Origin of the sequence: Stutzerimonas kirkiae, from assembly GCF_004327335.1 — a bacterium.
GTDB lineage: Bacteria > Pseudomonadota > Gammaproteobacteria > Pseudomonadales > Pseudomonadaceae > Stutzerimonas > Stutzerimonas kirkiae.
The window spans coordinates 21,624-42,416 of record NZ_QJUO01000029.1 but is presented as its reverse complement, the minus strand read 5'-3'; the positions used below and the strand labels follow the sequence as shown (position 1 = coordinate 42,416).

The 20,793-nt window shown below is 63.3% G+C and carries 18 protein-coding genes; 9 read left to right on the top strand and 9 right to left on the bottom strand.

Features of this window, described 5'->3' with window-relative positions; genetic code table 11:
• Window positions 1–105: 105 nt before the first annotated feature.
• The 5 genes from DNJ95_RS14935 to DNJ95_RS14915 all read right to left on the bottom strand — a co-directional run bounded on the left by DNJ95_RS14935 (window position 106) and on the right by DNJ95_RS14915 (window position 7,527).
• Window positions 106–2,484 carry an efflux RND transporter permease subunit gene (locus DNJ95_RS14935; protein ID WP_131185527.1) on the bottom strand — a complete coding sequence of 793 codons (2,379 nt, stop codon included), beginning with the start codon at window positions 2,482–2,484 and terminating at the stop codon, window positions 106–108.
• Between the two features lie 19 nt (window positions 2,485–2,503).
• Window positions 2,504–3,526, bottom strand: a complete 1,023-nt coding sequence (locus tag DNJ95_RS14930) for a WD40/YVTN/BNR-like repeat-containing protein (protein ID WP_131185526.1) — start codon at window positions 3,524–3,526, stop codon at window positions 2,504–2,506.
• A 171-nt stretch (window positions 3,527–3,697) separates the two neighbouring features.
• Window positions 3,698–6,361: an aminopeptidase N gene (gene pepN, locus DNJ95_RS14925; RefSeq protein WP_131185525.1), complete on the bottom strand. Its 2,664-nt coding sequence runs from the start codon at window positions 6,359–6,361 to the stop codon at window positions 3,698–3,700.
• A gap of 45 nt (window positions 6,362–6,406) precedes the next feature.
• A complete protein-coding gene (locus DNJ95_RS14920) occupies window positions 6,407–7,252 on the bottom strand; it encodes a DUF2797 domain-containing protein (protein WP_131185524.1) in 846 nt (281 codons plus the stop codon).
• Complete coding sequence (locus tag DNJ95_RS14915) at window positions 7,252–7,527, bottom strand: YeaC family protein (protein WP_131185523.1); 276 nt, start codon at window positions 7,525–7,527, stop codon at window positions 7,252–7,254. Before DNJ95_RS14915 ends, DNJ95_RS14920 begins: the two co-directional genes overlap by 1 nt.
• A gap of 325 nt (window positions 7,528–7,852) precedes the next feature.
• On the opposite strand from DNJ95_RS14915, the gene rloA reads away from it, so the two are divergent.
• The 4 genes from rloA to pabB all read left to right on the top strand — a co-directional run bounded on the left by rloA (window position 7,853) and on the right by pabB (window position 12,408).
• Window positions 7,853–8,389: a retropepsin-like aspartic peptidase RloA gene (gene rloA, locus DNJ95_RS14910; RefSeq protein ID WP_131185522.1), complete on the top strand. Its 537-nt coding sequence runs from the start codon at window positions 7,853–7,855 to the stop codon at window positions 8,387–8,389.
• 5 nt (window positions 8,390–8,394) lie between these two features.
• Window positions 8,395–9,921, top strand: coding sequence for an osmotic stress tolerance membrane protein RloB (gene rloB / locus DNJ95_RS14905; protein WP_131185521.1), 1,527 nt, complete (start codon window positions 8,395–8,397; stop codon window positions 9,919–9,921).
• 4 nt (window positions 9,922–9,925) lie between these two features.
• Window positions 9,926–10,909, top strand: a complete 984-nt coding sequence (locus DNJ95_RS14900; RefSeq protein ID WP_131185520.1) for an alpha-L-glutamate ligase-like protein — start codon at window positions 9,926–9,928, stop codon at window positions 10,907–10,909.
• Between the two features lie 152 nt (window positions 10,910–11,061).
• Entirely contained in the window at window positions 11,062–12,408 is a 1,347-nt protein-coding gene (pabB, locus tag DNJ95_RS14895) for an aminodeoxychorismate synthase component I (RefSeq protein WP_131185543.1), read from the top strand.
• Between the two features lie 180 nt (window positions 12,409–12,588).
• Here pabB and thrH read toward each other — a convergent pair whose 3' ends face one another.
• Window positions 12,589–13,206, bottom strand: a complete 618-nt coding sequence (gene thrH, locus DNJ95_RS14885; RefSeq protein ID WP_131185519.1) for a bifunctional phosphoserine phosphatase/homoserine phosphotransferase ThrH — start codon at window positions 13,204–13,206, stop codon at window positions 12,589–12,591.
• A gap of 139 nt (window positions 13,207–13,345) precedes the next feature.
• On the opposite strand from thrH, the gene DNJ95_RS14880 reads away from it, so the two are divergent.
• The 3 genes from DNJ95_RS14880 (at window position 13,346) to DNJ95_RS14870 (ending at window position 16,470) form a co-directional block, all read left to right on the top strand.
• Entirely contained in the window at window positions 13,346–13,966 is a 621-nt protein-coding gene (locus DNJ95_RS14880; protein WP_131185518.1) for a phosphoadenosine phosphosulfate reductase domain-containing protein, read from the top strand.
• A 462-nt stretch (window positions 13,967–14,428) separates the two neighbouring features.
• Window positions 14,429–15,454: a YjgN family protein gene (locus DNJ95_RS14875; RefSeq protein ID WP_131185517.1), complete on the top strand. Its 1,026-nt coding sequence runs from the start codon at window positions 14,429–14,431 to the stop codon at window positions 15,452–15,454.
• The gene (locus DNJ95_RS14870; RefSeq protein ID WP_131185516.1) at window positions 15,454–16,470 is read left to right on the top strand and encodes a M48 family metallopeptidase; all 1,017 of its coding nucleotides are present in this window, start codon (window positions 15,454–15,456) and stop codon (window positions 16,468–16,470) included. Before DNJ95_RS14875 ends, DNJ95_RS14870 begins: the two co-directional genes overlap by 1 nt.
• Before the next feature lie 30 nt (window positions 16,471–16,500).
• On the opposite strand, the gene cysB is transcribed toward DNJ95_RS14870, so the two are convergent.
• The gene (cysB, locus tag DNJ95_RS14865; protein ID WP_131185515.1) at window positions 16,501–17,475 is read right to left on the bottom strand and encodes an HTH-type transcriptional regulator CysB; all 975 of its coding nucleotides are present in this window, start codon (window positions 17,473–17,475) and stop codon (window positions 16,501–16,503) included.
• 104 nt (window positions 17,476–17,579) lie between these two features.
• The gene (locus DNJ95_RS14860) at window positions 17,580–18,530 is read right to left on the bottom strand and encodes a putative 2-dehydropantoate 2-reductase (RefSeq protein ID WP_131185514.1); all 951 of its coding nucleotides are present in this window, start codon (window positions 18,528–18,530) and stop codon (window positions 17,580–17,582) included.
• Window positions 18,531–18,726: 196 nt separating this feature from the next.
• Here DNJ95_RS14860 and DNJ95_RS14855 point away from each other — a divergent pair, with 196 nt between their 5' ends.
• Window positions 18,727–19,803 carry a 3-deoxy-7-phosphoheptulonate synthase gene (locus DNJ95_RS14855; protein WP_131185513.1) on the top strand — a complete coding sequence of 359 codons (1,077 nt, stop codon included), beginning with the start codon at window positions 18,727–18,729 and terminating at the stop codon, window positions 19,801–19,803.
• 100 nt (window positions 19,804–19,903) lie between these two features.
• Here the strand turns inward: DNJ95_RS14855 and DNJ95_RS14850 are convergent, their stop codons facing one another.
• Complete coding sequence (locus DNJ95_RS14850; RefSeq protein ID WP_131185512.1) at window positions 19,904–20,197, bottom strand: GNAT family N-acetyltransferase; 294 nt, start codon at window positions 20,195–20,197, stop codon at window positions 19,904–19,906.
• Window positions 20,198–20,419: 222 nt separating this feature from the next.
• Between DNJ95_RS14850 and DNJ95_RS14845 the strand changes: the two genes are divergently transcribed.
• Complete coding sequence (locus DNJ95_RS14845) at window positions 20,420–20,674, top strand: Lpp/OprI family alanine-zipper lipoprotein (RefSeq protein WP_131185511.1); 255 nt, start codon at window positions 20,420–20,422, stop codon at window positions 20,672–20,674.
• The last annotated feature ends 119 nt before the right edge of the window (window positions 20,675–20,793 follow it).

Sequence of the window (20,793 nt, the reverse complement as noted above, 5' to 3'; positions counted from 1 at the left end):
GTCCCCGGAAACCTCCACGGCCCAGGCCCCCGCCGCCACCGGGTGCGCCATGCGCACCCGGACCTGTACGGCAACCCTGGCCGCGAGACGTGAAAGGCATGGCTCTCAGTGCGCGAACAGAGAGCCACCCTTGCTGCCTGCCAGCTTTTCCGGCCGGATCAGGAAATATGCCAGCGCCGGCAACAGCCACAACGCGCCGAACATGTTGACGATGAACATGAACGTCAGCATCAGCCCCATGTCGGCCTGGAACTTGATCGCCGAGAATATCCAGGTCGCCACTCCGATCGCCAGGCACAACCCGGTGAACAGCACCGCCTTGCCGGTCGAGCGCAGGGTCTGGTAATAGGCCTCCTGCAATGGCAACCCGGCGCGCAGGAAGCTTTCCAGGCGACTGTAGATATAGATGCCATAGTCCACTCCGATACCGACCCCGAGGGCGATCACTGGCAGGGTCGCCACCTTCATGCCGATGCCCAGGAAGGCCATCAGCGCATTGCCGAGGATGGAGGTCAGGATCAGCGGCAGCACGATGCAGACGGTCGCGGCCAGCGAACGGAAAGTGATCAGGCACATGCCGGCCACGCACAGATAGACCAGGGAAAGAATCGTCAGCTCCGAGCTGGCGATCACTTCGTTGGTCGCCGCCTCGATCCCGGCGTTGCCCGCCGCCAGCAGGAACTCCAGGCCCTCGCGATTGTTCTGCGCGGCGAAGGACTCCACCGCCGCCACCGTGCGTGTGAGGGTCTGCGCCTTGTGGTCGTTGAGAAACACCATCAGCGGCGCCAGCGAGCAGTCCGCGTTGTACAGCCCGTCCGCCCTGGCGATGGAATTGTTGAGGACATCCTGGTTGCGCGACAGCGTCTCCCATTTCAGGCTGCCCTCGTTCATACCCTTGATGCTCTGGCGCGCCACCGTCACCAGCGACACGGCGGACTGCACGCCTGGGGTGTTTTCCATCTTCCAGGTCAGGGCATCCATGGCCGCCAGGGTGTCATAGTTCGAACAGCCTTCCGGCTCCGTCTTGACCATGACCACCAGTACATCCGAGCTGGTCGAGTAATTATTGATGACGAAATCGTTGTCCTTGTTATAGCGCGAGTCCGGGCGCAGTTCGGGGGCGCCCTGGTCGAGATCGCCGATCTGCAGATTGTTCTTCTGGTAGAAAAACCCGCCCACCGCCAGCAGCAGCGCCAAGGCGACCGAAACGGGTGCCATCCTGGGATTGGCGAAGCCGGACAGCAGGCGCCAGAACGGATGCTCGACATGCGCGTCCTTCTTGCTGCGCTCGATCGCCTGGCGGCTGATGCCCAGGTAGGAGATCGCCACCGGCAGCAGGATCAGGTTGGTGAAGACGATCACCGCCACCCCGATCGAAGCGCCGATGGCCAGCTCACGGATCACACCGATGTCGATGATCAGCAGCGTGATGAAGCCCACCGCATCGGCCAGGATCGCGATCATCCCTGGCAGGAACAGTTGGCGGAAGGTCCGCCGCGCCGCAGTGAGGGCATTGTCGGCATCACCGGATTGCTGGGCGATGCCGTTGATCTTCTGTACCCCATGGGAAATGCCGATGGCGAAGATCAGGAACGGCACCAGCATCGAATAGGGGTCCAGCCCGAAGCCGGCCAGGTTCATCAGGCCCAGTTGCCAACCCACGGCGATCAGGGTGGTGACCAGCACCGACAGGGTGCTGCGGATGCACCGAGTGAACACATACAGCAGCACCAGGGTGATCAGGAACGCGGCAGCGAAGAACACCACCACCATCAGCAGACCATCGATCAAATCACCGACTTTCTTGGCGAAACCGACGATATGGATCCGCACGTTCGGGTTCTGGGCCTGGTACTTGTCGCGAACCTTCTCCTCCAGTTCATGGGAAAACCGCTGGTAGTCGAGCTTCAGTTGCCGGCCCTGGTCCTGTGGGTCCGCGTAGCTTTCCTGCAAAGGCACGTCGATGATCGAAGAGCGGAAATCGTTCGCCACCAGGCGGCCGATCTGCCCGGACTTGAGTACATTGCCACGCAGTTCGTCGAGACTTGCCGCCGAGCCATCGTAGGTCTGCGGAATCACCTCGCCGCCATCGAACCCCTCCTCGGTCACTTCGGTCCAGCGCACGCTCGGGCTCCACAGCGACTTCATGGCGGCGCGGTCGACACCCGGGATATAGAACACCTCGTCATGGATCTGCCGCAGTGTCTCCATGTAGTCCGCATCGAAGATGCTGCCCTCGCGGGCCTCGACCGAAATACGCACGCTGTTGCCAAGACTGCCCAGGTCATTGCGGTGCTCGATCATCTTCTGGATATAGGGATGGGCGAGCGGGATCATTTTCTCGAAACTGGTCGAGGGGCGAATCTGCACGGCCTGGTAGAACAGCAGCAGGCTGACCAGTAGGCAGAGAAAGATCACTAGCGGCCGATTGTTGAAAATCAGGCGCTCGAGGAACGTAGCCTTGTTCTGGTGGTGCTGGCTCATGCGGTGGCTCCCCGGAATATTATTGTTGTATAGCGTCCAGGCCGGTCGCCGTGGCGGTGCGCACACCGCCCTGCCCGACCAGGATCAGTTCGCCCTGGCGACTGCAAGCGACAGCGGCCAGCGAGCGCCGGTCGGGACGGTGAACGACACTGAAAGTGCGCCCGCGATCAGTGCTGACCAGCACCGCCCCGGCATGCCCGACGATGACGATACGCCCGTCCGCGAGCAGGCTCGCTCCGGCCAGGCCGGTCACGAAGGCCGCGCCCTGCTCGTGCAGGCCTATGGCTTGCCAGGAGTCCCCGGCATCGCTGGAAAGCAGCAGGTTGCCACGCAGGCCATAGACCAGCAGCTCGGACGGAGTCCCACTGGGCAGAACCCCGAACAGCGATCCGTCATAGGGCAATGCGATGGATACCCAGCTCTGGCCGTCGTCCTCCGAACGGAACAGCGTGCCCATCTCACCGACGATGAACAGGCCCGCCCCCTCGACCCGGGTAATGGCGTTCAAGTGGTAGCCATCCTCATTGTCCAGGCGCTCGTCGATATCCAGCCAGGTGCGCCCGCCATCCCGGGTTTCCAGCAGCGCCCCATAGGCGCCGACGGCGATACCATGGAGAACGTCCTCGAACCAGACATCGAGCAGCGGCGCCTCACGCTCCACATCCTCGAACTGCAGGCTCCAGCTTTCCCCACCATCGCTGCTGGCGAGAATCGACGCATCATGCCCCACGGCCCAACCATGCCGGGCATCGACGAAATGCACCGCAGTCAGCATCTGCCGGGTCGGCACCCTGGCCTGCAGCCATTGCCGGCCATCGTCATCGGAATAGAGAATGTGGCCACGCTCACCGACTGCCACCAGGCGCTCGCCAGCCCTGGCGATATCCAGCAGCAGGCTGCTGGCAGCCCGGGGTGACTCGATGGAGTAATGCGGAGGAATATCCAGTGCAAGGACATTCGGGGGAAACGCGAACGACAGCACACAGCACGCCATACCGACGGCTACACGCCATGACCCGCCACGCCATGGGACGGACTGCATACATACCCCCTTTTATTATTGTCAGGTAAGGCCCGCCGAAGGCAGGCCCGGCCATGCTAGCCAGCTTTCGCGGGCACTGACAATTGGCGGGGCGTTATCTTTTGTAGCTGCAATCCTCAAGCGGCAAGCTGCAGGCGAGAAACAGTGACGCGCTCAGCTTGCCGCTTGGAACTATGCTGCCAGGCTCTTGCTGACCACCTCATAGACATCGCTGGACAGTTCGCCGGAGGCCAGGATGCGCTCCAGTTCGGCCTTGAGCAGTGCCTGGCGCCGCTCATCGTACTTGCGCCAGCGGGTCAGCGGTGCCAGCAGGCGCGCGGCGATCTGCGGGTTGAGCGCGTTGAGGGTGATCACCTGGTCGGCCAGGAAGCGGTAGCCGCTGCCATCGCCCTGGTGGAAGTTGACCAGGTTCTGGTTGGCGAAAGCACCGATCAAGGCACGCACCTTGTTCGGGTTCTTCAGGGTGAAGGCCGGGTGCCGCATCAGTGCCTGCACCCGTTCCAGGCCGCCCGGGCGGGTATTGCCGGCCTGTACGCTGAACCACTGGTCCATGACCAGCGGGTCGTCCCTGAACTGCTCGGCGAAGTCCGCCAACGCCGCATCGCGCTCGGCCTCGAAGGGCGAGTTGACCAGCACCGCCAGCGCGTTCAGGCGCTCGGTCATGTTGTCGCTGCTGCGGAACTGCTCAACGGTGGCTTCCAATACTTCGGCTCGCTCGCTCAGCATCAGGTACGACAGGGCGATGTTCTGCAGCGCACGCCGGGCGAAATGGGCGGCCTCGGCGACATAGGCGGTCTGGCGCGACAACTCGCGGTTGGCGCTGTAGCGCTGCCACAACGGCTGGTACAGCGCCTCGGCGATCGCCTTGCGGGCGAACTCGCGGGCGGCATGGATGGCGTCGACATCCGCCACCTCGCTGATCTCGGTGAGATAGGCTTCGCTGGGCAGCGACAACACTTCCGCCACCATCGCCGGGTCCAGCGCTGCATCCGCCAGCACCGCGCGCAACGCATCGAGCAGGCGTGGATCGAGTCGCAGCGCCTCGCCGGCGCGATGCTGCCCGATCAGTTCCTGCAACACCTGCACCGCCAGTTGCTGCCCGGCTTCCCAGCGGTTGAAGCCATCGCTGTCGTGCTGCATGAGGAACAGCAACTGGTCGCGACTGTAGGGAAACTCCAGCTTCACTGGCGCCGAGAAACCACGCAGCAGCGAGGGCAGCGGGCGGGTATCGACATCGACGAAGACGAAGCTCTGCTCCGCCTCGGTCAGCGCCAGCACCCGTGTACCACTCACCGCCTGCGCTTCGCCCTCCAGGCGCAACGGCAACTCACGGCCCCGCCCATCCAGCAGGCCCAGGGCGAGCGGAATGACGAACGGCAGCTTCTCCGCCTGCTGCGGCGTGGCCGGGCAGTTCTGGCGGAAGGTCAGCCGATAGCGACGGGCACTGGCGTCATAGTCCTCGCTGACCTGCAGGCGCGGCGTGCCGGCCTGGCTGTACCAGCGCTTGAACTGGGTCAGATCGACGCCATTGGCATCCTCCATGGCCCGCACGAAATCGTCGCAGGTCACCGCCTGGCCATCGTGGCGCTCGAAGTACAGGTCGGAACCCTTGCGGAAGCCCTCGGCGCCCAGCAGGGTCTGGATCATGCGCACCACTTCCGCGCCCTTCTCGTAGATGGTCAGGGTGTAGAAGTTGGAAATCTCCATGTAGGACTCGGGGCGCACCGAGTGCGCCATCGGCCCGGCGTCCTCGGCGAACTGGTGGGTACGCAGGTAGGCAACGTCCTCGATGCGCTTGACCGTGGGCGAGTTCATGTCGGCGGAGAATTGCGAGTCGCGCAGTACCGTGAAGCCTTCCTTGAGCGACAGTTGGAACCAGTCGCGGCAGGTCACGCGGTTGCCCGACCAGTTGTGGAAATACTCGTGGGCGACGATCGCCTCGACCCGCTGGTGCGCGGCGTCGGTGGCGGTTTCAGCGCGCGCCAGCACCGCGCTGGAGTTGAAGATGTTGAGGCCCTTGTTCTCCATCGCGCCCATGTTGAAGTCGTTCACCGCGACGATCATGAAGATATCCAGGTCGTACTCGCGGCCATAGGCTTCCTCGTCCCAACGCATGGCCTTCTTCAAGCTGCCCATGGCGTGCTGGCACTTGTCCAGGTTTTCCGGCTCGACATAGATGCGTAGCGCCACCTCGCGACCGCTGGCGGTGACGAAGCTGTCCTCCAGCGCCCACAGGTCACCGGCCACCAGCGCGAACAGGTAGGCAGGCTTGCGGAATGGGTCCTCCCAGGTCACCCAATGGCGGCCATCCTCCTCTTCGCCACTGGCGATCGGGTTGCCGTTGGACAACAGCACCGGGTAGCGCTGGCGCTCGGCGCTGACCGTGGTGGTGAAGCGGCTCATCACGTCCGGGCGGTCGAGGTAGTAGGTGATCTTGCGGAAACCTTCCGCCTCGCACTGGGTACAGAACATCTTGCCGGACTTGTACAGCCCTTCCAGCGCGGTGTTGTTCTCGGGATGGATCAGCACCGTGCTGTCGATGACGAACGCGGCGCTGGTCGGCTGCAGCGTCAGGCTTTCGTCGCTCAACTGGTAGTCGCCCCCGCCCAGCGGGCGATCGTCGAGCGCCAGCGCTTGCAACTGCAGTTCCTGCCCATGCAGCGTCAGCGGCGGCAGCGCCGCGCCCTCGCTGGCCGGGTTGCGGCGCATGACCAGTTGCGCATGCACCAGCGTCCTGTCCTCGAACAGCTCGAAGGTCAGGTGGGTTTCATCTATCAGGTAGGCTGGCGCCTGGTAGTCCTGCAGGCGAATGACTTTCGGTTGTTCGGTACGCATGGCGGGCCTCTTCGGAACAGCTTCAAGCTGCAAGTCAGGTTTTCATCAGCTTGCAGCTTGTGGCTTGCAGCTTATGGCGAGTTGATAAGCAGTGTACTTGCGGATATTGATGACACCGCAGTCGAGTATCAAGTATTGCCCCTTGATACCGCGTAACACACCCTCGATCACGGGCGTCTTCTCCAGGTCGAGGCTGGCGATCTTGGTCGGGTAGGCCTCGACCGGATAGCGGATTTCCAGCACCTCGGCGGCCGGCAGCGGCTGGATGGCCTGCAGGCCGAAGCGTTGCTGCAGCGCGACGATACCCTCGCCGCACTGCTCGAACAGATTCTCGCGCATGGCCGGCAGGTCCTGCGGCTCGGCATCGCCCTTGAGCAGCGCACGCCAGTTGGTGCGGTCGGCCACCTGGCTGCGCAGCAGGTCTTCCACCAACCCCGACTGCTGGCGCGTGGCGACGCGCAGGATCGGCAACGCCTGGCTCGCGCCCTGGTCCAGCCAGCGCGTCGGCAGTTGCGTGGCGCGGGTGATGCCCACCTTGATACCCGATGAATTGGCGAGGTAGACCACATGATCGCTCATGCAGAAGTCTTCACCCCATTGCGGGTCACGGCAGGTGCCCAGCGCATGGTGGCACTTCTCCGGGCTGACGATACACAGGTCGCACTGGGGCAGCTTCTTGAAGCAGGGGTAGCAGTAGCCCTGGCTGAAACTCTTGTTGGTGCGCCGGCCACAATGGATACAGTGGATGGCCCCCAGGTACTCCAGTCGCAGGCGCTGGCCGATCAGCGGATTGAGCGGTACGCAGGCATCGTCCAGCGGCAGCCCGTACTGAGCCGGCCCTCCCAATTGCACGCGCATCTTGGCGAGGCGCCCACGGCCCAGTTCAAGCATCAGTGGCGGGTTCCCGAGGCCGGCGCGAACAGGCTGGTGTCGATGGCGGCCTTGGCCTTGGTCTGGGAGGCGCACTCCTGGCCGCCCAGGTAGCCGGTGCGCTCTTCCTCGGGCAGGTTGCGCAATTCCCAGGCGATCATCGCCTGCATGCAGGTTTCCTTCTGCTCGGCGCTCAGCTTGCGGCCATCGCCCCATTTGCCCAATTCCACCGCGCGCTTGAGGTTCTCGTAGATTTCAGGGGTGATGTTCTCGATTGCTTCGATAAAGGACGACATGGCCGGCTCCCGGGAAAACGAAGCGGCATTCTAGCGGAAAAAGCGCCGGCGGTCGGCAGGCCATAGGGGCCGGCAAACAGCCGAAAACAGCGCTGGAAGCTGGAGGCTGGACGAAAGAGCGTGGCAACCGGTGCTTTTCGTCCAGCCTCCAGCGCTTTTATCGAAGCCGCTTTCCGGTAAATAACGACATAGCGCGATCACCCTGGCTCGCCGCTACTGCTAGTGGCTTGCCGCTCGCCGCTGCTGCTAGAATCACCGGCCATCCAATCCATGGGCCGCGCTATCGGCGCCCGTGACTCCCGACCCTCGAAATATTCCCGGAACCATGAGAGCCAGACCCTACGCCCTGCTCCTCAGCCTTCTCGTCGCTCCGTTCGCCCATGCGGCGGCCGAAAAAAACATCTATGGACTCAACGAGCGCGTGGCACTGCCCGACTTCGACCTGGAAGTCTCCGCCAAGCTCGACACCGGCGCACAGACCGCCTCGCTGAGTGCGCGGGATATCGAACGCTTCAAACGCAACGGCGAGAGCTGGGTGCGTTTCTACCTGGCCGTCGACGAGGCCCACGCCCACCCGATCGAGCGGCCGATGGCGCGCGTCAGCAGGATCAAGCGGCGCGCCGGGGACTTCGATCCGGAGGAAGAAAAAACCTACACCGCACGCCCCGTGATCGAACTCAATCTGTGCATGGGCAAGACATTGCGCACGGTGGAAGTGAACCTCACCGACCGTAGCGCTTTCCAATACCCACTTCTGATCGGCTCCGACGCCCTGACCCGCTTCGGCGCCCTGGTCGATCCGAGCCTAACGAATGCGGTCGGCAAACCCGATTGCGCCAACGCCTCCGACGCGGACGAGTAATACCCATGCGCTCTCTTACACTGCATCTGAAAGTCCTGATTTTCCTGCTCGTCAGCCTGGGTGTGGCAATCACGGCCTACCAGATATTCATCCTCGGCATCCCGGTCACCGAGGATGAGACCGACGACCTGTGGAACATCGACGCCAAGATCGAATTCCAGGCCAACCCGCGCGAGCCGGTCAAGCTGCAGATGTACGTGCCACCGCTCAACCAGGAGTTCGTCAGCCTCAACGAGAGCTTCATCTCCAACAACTATGGCGTCAGCATCAACCGCGCCGATGGCAACCGCCGTGTCACCTGGTCGGCACGCCGCGCCAGCGGCAAACAGACGCTGTACTACCGCCTGGTGCTGACCAAACGCTACAGCGGCGAACAGACCAAGGCCAGCGGCCCGATCTTCCGCGACAGTATCCCGGTCGAAGGCGCCGAGAAGATCGCCGCCGAGGCGCTGTTGTCGCCAATCCGCCAGCACTCGGCGGATGTCGAGACCTTCATCGGCGAAGCCATCAAGCGCGTCAACAACACCAGCGATGACAACGTCAAGCTGCTGCTCGGCGGCGACAACTCGGTCAGCAACAAGGCGCGCGTCATCGAATTGCTGCTGTCCATCGCCCATGTGCCGATGGAGCGTGTGCACACCGTGCGCCTGGTATCCGAACTGCAACAGTCGCCGGAACTCTGGCTGCGCAGCTTCAACGGTAACAACTGGCTCTACTTCAACCCCGACAGTGGCCAGCAGGGGCTACCCACCGACCGGCTGGTCTGGTGGACCGGCGATGAGCCGTTGCTCAGCCTCGAAGGAGGGCGCGCGCCGCAAGTGACCTTCACCCTGAACAACAGCGAGATGAACGCCATCCGCCTGGCCAAGCTGACCGACGAGAACACCGACGCCGACTTCCTCGAATACTCGCTCTACGGCCTGCCGCTGCAGACGCAACTGACCTACCAGGTCATGATCATGATCCCCATCGGCGTGCTGGTGATCCTGGTCCTGCGCAACCTCGGCGGCCTGCAGACCCTCGGCACCTTCACCCCGGTGCTGATCGCCCTGGCCTTCCGCGAGACCCAGCTCGGTTTCGGCATCATCCTGTTCACGGTGATCACCGCCCTCGGCCTGTCGCTGCGCTCCTACCTGGAACACCTCAAGCTGCAGATGCTGCCGAGGCTGTCGGTGGTACTGACCTTCGTGGTGGTGCTGATCGCCGTGATCAGCCTGCTCAGCCACAAGCTCGGCCTCGAACGTGGGCTGTCGGTGGCGCTGTTCCCGATGGTGATCCTGACGATGACCATCGAACGCCTGTCCATCACCTGGGAAGAGCGCGGCGCGGGGCATGCCTTCAAGGTCGCGGTGGGTACATTGATCGCGGCGACCCTGGCCTACTTGCTGATGAGCATTCCGCAACTGACCTACTTCATCTTCACCTTCCCGGCGGTACTGTTGATCATGGTGGGCTTCATGCTGGCGATGGGACGCTATCGTGGCTATCGCCTCACCGAACTCTTCCGTTTCAAAGCCTTTTTGAAGGATTGAGCCCATGTTCGGCCTGATCAAGACCTGGAAAGCACTCGAAGCCAAGGGGATCATGGGCATCAATCGCCGCAACGCGGACTATGTGCTCAAGTACAACAAACGCAGCCTGTACCCTATCGTCGATGACAAGATCATCACCAAGGAACGGGCCATCGAAGCCGGCATCCATGTGCCGGAGATGTACGGCATCATCGAGACCGAGCGCGATATCTCCAAGTTGCGGGATATCGTCAAGGACCATACCGATTTCGTCATCAAGCCGGCCCAGGGCGCTGGCGGCGATGGCATCCTGGTCGTCGCCGACCGCTTCGAGGGCCGCTACCGCACGGTGTCGGGCAAGATCCTCAGCCACGAGGAGATCGAGCACCAGATTTCCAACATCCTCACCGGCCTCTATTCCCTCGGCGGCCTGCGCGACCGCGCCCTGATCGAATACCGGGTCACCCCGGACCCGATCTTCAAGAGCATCAGCTACGAGGGCGTGCCGGATATCCGCATCATCGTATTGATGGGCTACCCGGTGATGGCCATGCTGCGCCTGCCGACCCGGCAATCGGGCGGCAAGGCCAACCTGCACCAGGGCGCCATCGGCGTCGGTGTCGACCTGGCCACCGGCGTCACCCTGCGCGGCACCTGGTTGAACAACAAGATCAGCAAGCACCCCGACACCACCAACGCGGTGGATGGCGTGCAACTGCCCAACTGGGACGGCTTCATGAAGCTCGCCGCGGGCTGCTATGAACTGTGCGGCCTGGGCTATATCGGCGTGGACATGGTGCTCGACCAGGACAAGGGGCCGCTGATCCTCGAACTCAACGCCCGGCCCGGCCTGAATATCCAGATCGCCAACGACTGCGGCCTGACCCATCGTACCCATGCGATCGAAACACGCCTGGCCGAACTCAAGGAAAAGGGCACCCGGGAAACCCCGGAAGAGCGCATGAAGTTCTCCCAGGAACTCTTCGGCCATGTACCGACACACGCCTGAGCGGATTCGCTCCGGGTGTCGGGGCGCTGGTCGGCGGGCGGCGACTGCTCGTCTTCGCCGCCGCGCTGTCGCGCACATCCGTAGGAGCGGGCTCACCCCATGACGACATTTGATCCATGAACGACACCAGGGCCGAACCCGCGTCCCACGCCATGCCCTACTGCACGCTTCATCCCCTCCCCTACCAGAGCGACCCGTGCGAGCGCTTCGAACGGCTGCGCCAGGCACCGGGCGCCATCCTGCTGGACTCCGGCCGCCCGCTGGCGCTGCGTGGGCGCCACGACCTGATCAGCGCCTGGCCACGCCAGGTGCTGCGCGCAGAGCATGGTGAATCCGCGGCGGCCTACTTCCAGCGCTTGCGCAAGGCCCTCGCGACGCTAGGGCCGGCCCGCCTGCCCGCGGACTTCCACTCGCCCTTCGCCGGCGGCCTGATCGGCATGCTCGCCTATGATTTCGGTAAACGCCTGGAACGCCTCCCCGCCACCGCCCTGAACGACCTGAAGCTGCCCGATGGACAGTTGGGGCTGTACGACTGGGCCCTGGTCAGCGATCACCAGGAACAGGCCAGCGCCCTGGTATTCCATCCGGGCATCGAGCACGGCGAGCGCCAACGCATCATCCGGCTCTTCGAGGGCAACGCGCAGGCACTGTGCGGACGGGATGATTTCCGCTTGCGCGCGCCTTTCCGGCCAGACCTGCGAAAAGAAGACTACCGACAGGCGATCGAGCGCATCCAGGACTACATCCGGGCCGGCGACTGTTACCAGGTGAACTTCACCCAGCGCTTCCGCGCGCCCTGCCAGGGCGACCCCTGGCAGGCCTACCAGGCCTTGCGCAAGGCCTGCCCGACGCCCTATGCCGGTTTCGTCAGCCTGGAACGGGGCGCCATTCTCAGCGCCTCTCCCGAGCGCTTCCTCCACCTCAGCCAGGGCCAGGTGGAGACGCGCCCGATCAAGGGCACCCGTCCCCGTGGCACGGACCCGCGGAGCGACGTGGCAGCGGCCAGGGAGTTGCTGGAAAGCGACAAGGACCGGGCCGAGAACCTGATGATCGTCGACCTGCTGCGCAACGACCTGGGGCGCAGTTGCGGGATCGGCAGCGTGCGCGTGCCCGAACTGTTCGCACTGGAGAGCTACCCCAACGTCCATCATCTGGTCAGTAGCGTGATCGGTCGCCTGCGGGACGGGCTGGACGCCTTCGACCTGCTGGCCGGCAGCTTTCCCGGCGGCTCGATCACCGGCGCGCCGAAAATCCGCGCCATGCAGATCATCGACGAACTGGAAGCGGCCTGCCGCTCGATCTATTGCGGCTCGCTGCTGTACCTGGACGTACGAGGCGAAATGGACAGCTCCATCGCCATCCGCACCCTGTTGGTCGATGGCGCCCAGGCCAGTTGCTGGGGCGGCGGCGCCATCACCCTCGACTCCGACTGGCAGGCGGAATACCAGGAGTCGCTGGACAAGGTGAAGGTGCTGATGGAGACACTGGAGCGGCTTTAGGCTGGAGGCTGGAGGCTGGAGGCTGGAGGCTGGAGGCTGGAGGCTGGAGGCTGGAGGCTGGAGGCGTCATCAGTGTGCGAGACGGGACCAAAACTCTGTCAAGCTTTTCCTGTTTTTTCCTCCAGCCTTCCAGACTCCAGCGCTCTTATCGGCTTTTTACTTCCAGCTTCCAGCCGCTTCTTAGATCTCCAGCTTACGATTCGACGCCCTGACGAACTCGCGCTTGAGATCTTCGTAGGTGTGCACGGCGGGGAACTGCGGGAACTCGTCGATGACGTTCTGCGGCGCGTGGAACAGGATGCCGGCATGCGCTTCGGAGAGCATGGTGGTGTCGTTGTAGGAGTCGCCGGCGGCGATGACTCGATAGTAGAGGCTCTTGAAGGCCAGCACCGACTGGCGCTTGGGGTCCTTCTGGCGCAGTTGGTAGGAGACTACGCGGTCGTTCTCGTCGGTGATCAGGCGATGGCAGAGCAGGGTCGGGAAACCGAGCTGGCGCATCAGCGGCTGGGAGAACTCATAGAAAGTGTCGGACAGGATCACCACCTGGAAACGTTCGCGCAGCCAGTCGACGAACTCTACCGCGCCGTCCAGCGGCTTGAGCGTGGCGATGACTTCCTGGATATCGGCAAGCTTCAGTCCATGCTCGTCGAGGATACGCAGGCGCTGCTGCATCAGCACATCGTAATCCGGGATGTCCCGGGTCGTCGCTTTCAGCGATTCGATGCCGGTTTTTTCCGCGAAGGCGATCCAGATCTCCGGGACCAGTACACCCTCAAGGTCAAGACAAGCGATTTCCACAGGCTGCTCCTATCAACGGATACGAATGAGGCGGCAACTCTATCCGCTCGCCCGCAGCCACGCAACGAAAGGTCAACAGCCCCTGGCGCTTTTGCTACCATCGCCCACCTCATGCCCACTAGCCCCTGGAGCCCTTGCAATGGACCTCGACCTGGAACGAATCAACGCCGAGTTCGCCAACCAACCGGAAAAGCTCATCGCCTGGGCACTGTCGCTGGGCAAGCCGGCGATCTGCACCACCAACTTCCGGCCCTTCGAGGCGGTCATCCTGCATATGGTCACCCAGGCCCAACCAGACCTTCCCATCGTCTGGATGGACAGCGGCTACAACACCGAGGCCACCTACCGCTTCGCCGATGAAGTAGCGCGCAAGCTTGATCTGAACCTCATCACCTACCTGCCCAGGCGCAGCCGTGCCCACCGCGAAGCCCTCGAAGGGCCGGCACCGGGCCTGGATGATCCGCGTCATGCCGCCTTCACCGAAGAGGTCAAGCTGGAGCCCTTTGCCCGTGCGCTGCGGGAAACCGCCCCAGGCGTCTGGTTCACCGCGCTGCGCGCCAGCGACACCGCCGTGCGGGCGCAGATGGAGCCGGTCAGCATCAACCCGGACGGCCTGATAAAAGTCGCCCCACTGCTGCCATGGACCTCCAAGGACCTCTATCAGTACCTGACCGCCCATGACCTGCCGAACAACTTCGACTACTTCGACCCGACCAAGGGCGAGGAAAACCGCGAGTGCGGCCTGCACCTGAGCCACTGATGGTCCACGGCCTGGCCATGCCAGCGCAGGGCGCGCCGCGTGGCTGCGTTATCCCCCGCTACCCACGGCGCGCCCGGGAACCCCGTCTCCGACTGCTTTCAGCTCGATGAAGGTCTTTGCAGGGCGTTACAAGCCATGGCTCCAAGAACCTGTTCAGGCTCTCGCGAGCCAGAGCCCTGCAAGGCGCACGCCCGAAGGCTGGCCCGCCAGGGTGAGCGCAGCGAGTCAAGCGCAGTCTACGAGTGGCAAATGAGCATGACTCGCTACGCTCGCCTCTTCGCTGCCGCACTGGAGGTGCGTTAGCCGCAAGCGGCTTGCCGAACCCGTTTTAACCGCAGCAGATCGGCAACAGGTTCTAACTCCTTGTAATTGCCGTGCTTTCTGGACAAGCAAATTTGTAGTGAATGGTAATTATCATTAACATCCACCGCCTTCTTTCACTGAAACAGCCAGAGGTCCCCAATGAGCGAGGCGGCCAATAGCGTGCCGGATACCATCCATACCGAAAAAACGCAGCGGCCCCTGGCCTTTCGCTTTTCGGGAGAGGGCTTCGAGTTCTTCCGTATATGGATCGTCAACCTGGCGCTGACCATCGTGACACTGGGGCTTTATTCCCCCTGGGCCAAGGTGCGCACCCATCGCTACTTCTATGGCAATACCCACCTGGACGGCAACAGCTTCGAGTACCTGGCCGACCCCGTACGCATCCTCAAGGGGCGCCTGATCGCCATTGCCTGCCTGGTGGTCTACGTCGTCGCCGAACGCCTCCTGCCGCTACTGGCGCTGGCCCTGGCGGCGATCTTCGCTTTGCTCGTGCCTTACATCGTTGTCCGCGCGATCGCCTTCCACCATTACTACTCGGCCTGGCGCGGCATCCGCTTCGGCTTCAATGCGCCCATGGGCGAAGCCTACAAGGTATTCCTGCTCTGGCCACTGCTGGCGACCCTGAGCCTCGGCCTGCTGTTCCCCTATGTCCTGTGCCGGCAGGAACGCTTCATCATCGGCCATAGCCGCTACGGCAAACAGCACTTCGATTTCTCGGCCAGGCCGGGAGCCTTCTACCGCGTATTCCTGATCCTGATCGGAATCATCCTTCTCGCTGGCGTGGCGGGTGGTATCCTCAGCCTGCTGTTCGCACCGCTGCTGGTGGTGGCGATCACCGCAGGCTACCTGCTGGCCTTCGCCCTGGGCAGCGTCCTGTTGGTCAACCTGCGCTTCAACCACATGACCCTTGGCGAACAAGGCTTCCACGCCAATTACCGGGCCGGCTCCTATGCCTGGCTGGTGCTGAGCAACACACTTGCCCTGCTCCTGACCCTGGGGCTTTTCTACCCCTGGGCGCGCGTACGCACCGCACGTTATGCCGCCGGGCATATCGGTATGACGGTCAGCGGCGATCTCGATGAGTTCGTTGCCGCCAGGCAGCAGGAGCAATCCGCCCTCGGCAGCGAAATGAGCGATGTATTCGACGTGGACCTGGGGCTCTGATGCGTATCGCCGGGCACTTCATGGATGGGGTCAGCTCGGCACGCCAGCCGGCCACGCTGCTCGTCGAGGACGGGCTGGCACGGCTGCTGGATGCGCATGACCGGCCACTGCACGAGCCATTCGCAGCCACGCGACTCAAATGTTCTTCGCGAGTGGGCAACGCCCCACGGTTCGTCTACCTGGCGGATGATGCCCGCTTCGAAACCCGGGACAACGATGCGCTGGATGCCCTGCTCGAAACGCACAGGCCCGCAACCGGCCTGGCCTATCGCCTGGAGTCGAAATTGCGCTATGCGCTGCTGGGCCTGCTGCTCAGCGGATTGTTCATCTTCGGTTGCGTGCACTGGGGGGTTCCGGCCCTTGCCAGGACAGCGGCCTTCGCCCTGCCGCCATCGGTCAACCAGCAGGCGGACCGCATGGTCATGCAACTGCTGGACCGGCAGTTCCTCGCACCCAGCACCTTGCCGGCCGCTGAGCAGCAGCGCCTGCTGCGGGTCTTTGCCCCGTTCATCCAGGAGCAGGCGGCGGATATCCGCATCGACGTGCAGTTCCGGGACGCGGAGAAAACCCTGGGCGCCAATGCCCTGGCATTGCCGGCAGGCACCCTGGTCTTCACCGATCAGTTGGTACGGCTGGCCGAACATGACGAAGAACTGCTGGCGGTGCTGGCCCACGAGATCGGCCATGTCGCCCACCGCCACGGCATGCGCAGCTCGCTGCAGGCCTCGGCCGTCGGGGTGCTGGCCGCGCTGGTGGTGGGCGATGTGTCGTCAGTGTCGTCGGCGGTAACCGCCCTGCCGCTGATTCTCACCGAGCTGGGCTACTCGCGCCGCTTCGAGCAGGAAGCCGACCGCTACGCCCTGGAAACATTGCAGCGGCACGGCATCTCCACCCAGCGTTTCGCCGATATTCTCCGGCGACTGGATGGCGATGAAGAGGATGCCGGCGTCGGCGCCTACCTCTCCAGCCACCCGCCAACGGTGGAACGCACGCGGATGATCGAACGGCAGAAATGAAAATGGCGCCCAAGGGCGCCATTTTCGCTTTCAGTGTTCGGGCAGCTCGACACCCTGGAACAACTCCTCCAGCTCCGCCTTGTTGCGGCACTGGATGGCCTGCGCCAGTATCTTGCGCTCCAGGTGGGGCGCGAACGCCTCGATGAAATCGCACATGAAGCCGCGCAGGAAGGTGCCACGGCGAAAGCCGAGCTTGGTCACGCTGGGCTCGAACAGCTCGCCGGCATCGAGCATCACCAGGTCGGCATCGAGCTTCGGGTCCACCGCCATTTTCGCCACGATGCCGACCCCCAGCCCCAGGCGCACATAGGTCTTGATCACGTCGGCATCCGCCGCGGTGAACACTACCTTGGGCGACAGCCCGCGCTGGCTGAACGCCTCATCCAGCTTGGAGCGCCCGGTGAAACCGAAGACGTAGGTCACGATCGGATGCTCGGCCAGGGTTTCCAGGGTCAGCTTGCCCACCTTGGTCAGCGGATGCCCCTGAGGAACGATCACACAGCGGTTCCAGCGATAGCAGGGCATCATCACCAGATCGCCGAACAGCTCCAGGCCTTCGGTGGCGATGGCGAAATCCACGGTACCATCGGCGGCCATTTCGGCGATCTGCGTCGGCGTCCCCTGGTGCATGTGCAGGGAGACATCCGGGTACTGGCGGATAAAGTTGCTGATCACCGGCGGCAGGGCGTAACGCGCCTGGGTATGGGTGGTGGCGATGCTCAGCGTGCCCTTGCGCTCGTTGGAGAACTCCTGGGCGATCTGCTTGATGCTTTCGCACTTGCGCAGGATTTCCCCGGCGGTATTGATGATCCGCTCACCGGCCGGGGTGACACGGGTCAGGTGCTTGCCGCTGCGGGCGAACACCTCCACCCCCAGTTCATCCTCCAGCAGGCGGATCTGCTTGCTGATACCCGGCTGGGATGTGAACAGGCTCTGGGCCGTGGCCGATACATTGAGGTCATGGTGGGCCACCTCCCAGATATAACGCAATTGCTGAAGCTTCATAGGTCATCCTCAAGGATATGGCATCACGACGAACGCCACGACGCTTATAACTTTATTGCTTATTAGAGGCCTATTCTAGTGCTTTTTATAAAGGAATATAGGTTCTACGCCGACTGGCGCGCCGCGATGAAGCGCAAGGCCCGGAATAGAGCCTCCGTCCTCGGCATCTCGACGCCCAGCCGGGCGGCCGCGGCCAGGGGGGCGGCATAGATGGCTTCCAGTTCCATTGGCCGTCCCTGTGCGTGATCGTGGTACATGCTGGGCAGGTAGTCAGGCATATGGCGGGTGGTCTTGAGCATCTTCTCCGCCAGACCTTCCGGCAAGGCATGCCCTGCCGCCCGGGCTACGCTTACCACCTCCCGCATGATCGACTCCACCAGCGCGACACTGTCGGGGTTGTCCATCAGGGCCCGGGTATCGGCCTGCAGCAGGACCGCGAGGCCATTGTAGGGCGCGTTCCAGACCAGTTTCTGCCAGCGCGCCTGCTCCAGGCTGGCCGCGGCATGGCTGTCCAGGCCGGCCTCGCGGAACATCGCCACACCCTCGTCGATTAGCGCCTGCCGGTCCGGCCCCAGCGCCGGGCCGGAGTGATAACCAAGGCTGATCGCTCCCTGTGACTGATGCTCGACCACCCCCGGCGCCTCGCGGTGCACACAGATGAAGCAAAGACCGCCGAGCAAATGCAGCGTATCCGGCAACAGCGGTCGCATGGCATCCTCCACCGCGATGCCATTCTGCAACAGCACGACCTTCGCCCCGGCTGCCGCGGCCTGTACGATCGCAGGTGCCAGCGACGGGTTGCTGGTGGTCTTGGCGCCAACCAGCAGCCAATCGCAGGGCGGCATGTCGGCCACGTCGCGGTAGGCCTGCACCTTCCGCAGATGCAGCACGCCACGGGGCACGCTGTTCACCCGCAGGCCATGCTCGCGCACCGCCTCGAATTCGCTACGCAGCAGGAAATGCACATCGAACCCGGCCTGCGCCAGCATCGCCCCATAAAAACCGCCAATGGCGCCGGTACCCATGATGCCAATGCGGGGCCGAGACTCATGCATGCAAAACTCCAGTTCATATCAGTTGAGGTGATCTCGCCGGGCGCTTCGACGCCCTGCTCTCCATGCCCACAGCTTATCAATGTCATTGTCGTGCCAGCGAGTACGCGCTAAGGTTCGTCTCCCCGTTGCGCTCACAGCCCTGATCCGCCGCACCGGGATAGCTGGCGGATGGCACCCGTGACTTGATGAGAACATGATGGCTGATTTACCGATCGACGACCTAAACGTTGCCTCCAACGAGACCCTGATCACTCCCGAGCAACTGAAGCGCGAACTGCCACTGACCGCCAGCGCGCAGAAGACCGTCGCCAACGGCCGGCAGGTCGTCCGCGACATCCTCGACGGCAAGGACCACCGTCTGTTCCTGGTCATCGGCCCATGCTCCATCCACGACCTGAAGGCGGCCCACGAATACGCCGAGCGCCTCAAAGTGCTCGCGGAGAAGGTTGCCGACACCCTCTACCTGGTGATGCGAGTGTATTTCGAAAAGCCGCGCACTACCGTCGGCTGGAAGGGGCTGATCAACGACCCTTACATGGATGACTCCTTCAAGATCCAGGACGGCCTGCACATCGGCCGCAAGCTGCTGCTGGAACTGGCGGAAATGGGCCTTCCCACCGCCACCGAGGCCCTCGACCCGATCTCCCCGCAATACCTGCAGGACCTGATCAGTTGGTCGGCCATCGGCGCCCGTACCACCGAGTCCCAGACCCACCGCGAAATGGCCTCGGGCCTGTCCTCGGCGGTCGGCTTCAAGAACGGCACCGACGGCAGCCTGACCGTGGCCATCAACGCCCTGCAATCCGTCTCCAGCCCGCACCGCTTCCTCGGCATCAACCAGGCCGGCGGCGTCTCCATCGTCACCACCAAGGGCAACCGCTATGGCCATGTGGTACTGCGCGGCGGCAACGGCAAGCCCAACTACGATTCGGTCAGCGTCGCCGTCTGCGAGCAGCAACTGGACAAGGCCGGCATCAGTGCCAACATCATGGTCGACTGCAGCCACGCCAACTCCAACAAGGACCCGGGCCTGCAACCGCTGGTCATGGACAACGTGGCCAACCAGATCATCGAAGGTAACCAGTCGATCATCGGCCTGATGGTGGAAAGCCACCTGGGCTGGGGCAACCAGCCGATCCCGGATGACCTGTCGAAGCTGCAGTATGGCGTCTCCATCACCGACGCCTGTATCGACTGGGCGACCACCGAGCAGGCCGTGCTCGGCATGCAAGCCAAGCTCAGGGATGTCTTGCCGCGACGTCATCGCGGCTGATGCCTGAAGTCGCGGGGTGCGCCATGCGCACCTGAGCGGTCGGCATCGCCAACGGCGACGCGCACGGCGCACCCTGAGCCTTCCGGCGCGAGGCGCCGGCTCAGTCCTCCCCTCGCGCCTTCTGCTCCTGCCGCCAAAGGTCATCCATATAGCGCTCCACATAGGAGCAGGATGCGATTACCTCGTACCCTTCCCGCTCAGCATAATCGAGCGCATGTTTTGCCAGGCTCGCGGCGATTCCCCGGCCGCGCAGGGCGTCCGGCACGAAGGTGCGGTAGATATCCAGCGTGCGCTTGCCCAGGTCCATGTAGGCCAGATACGCCCGCTGCCCCTGCACAGTGGTTTCGAACTGATGGCTGGACGCATCGTGGTGAATCACAGGCGTATCGCTCATTTCCGGCTCCCGGGCAGGCACGGCCTGCGTCGATGGTTTTATTGTTGTTGTATCCGGGGTTGGCACAGGTACCGTCCCGCGTCATCAACTCTAGATCAGTTGACCGGAATCACGCACTTATACGCCTGGCTCAGTTTACTTGCCCGAAGTTACGGGTAGTATGTGTGCGCCAACTTTCGATGGCGGAAGTTGCCTATGGATTTCCACTTCAAGGGGAACACGATGAACAACGTTCTGAAATTCTCTGCTCTGGCTCTGGCCGCAGTTCTTGCTACCGGTTGCAGCAGCAGCATCACCAAAGAAAGCGAAGCGCGTCTGACCGCGACCGAAGACGCTGCCGCCCGCGCCCAGGCCCGTGCCGACGAGGCCTACAGCAAGGCCGACCAGGCTCTGGCTGCCGCCCAGAAGGCCCAGCAGAGTGCCGATGAAGCCAACGAGCGCGCACTGCGCATGCTGGAACGCGCCAGCCGCAAGTGACGGGTAGCGCCTGAGAAAAAGCCGAACCCTGTGGTTCGGCTTTTTTATGGACGGCCATCAGCGGCGGCCAGTGCACGTGCCGGGGTAGCCGAGGGAAATTGCACTTGCCGATTGAGGCA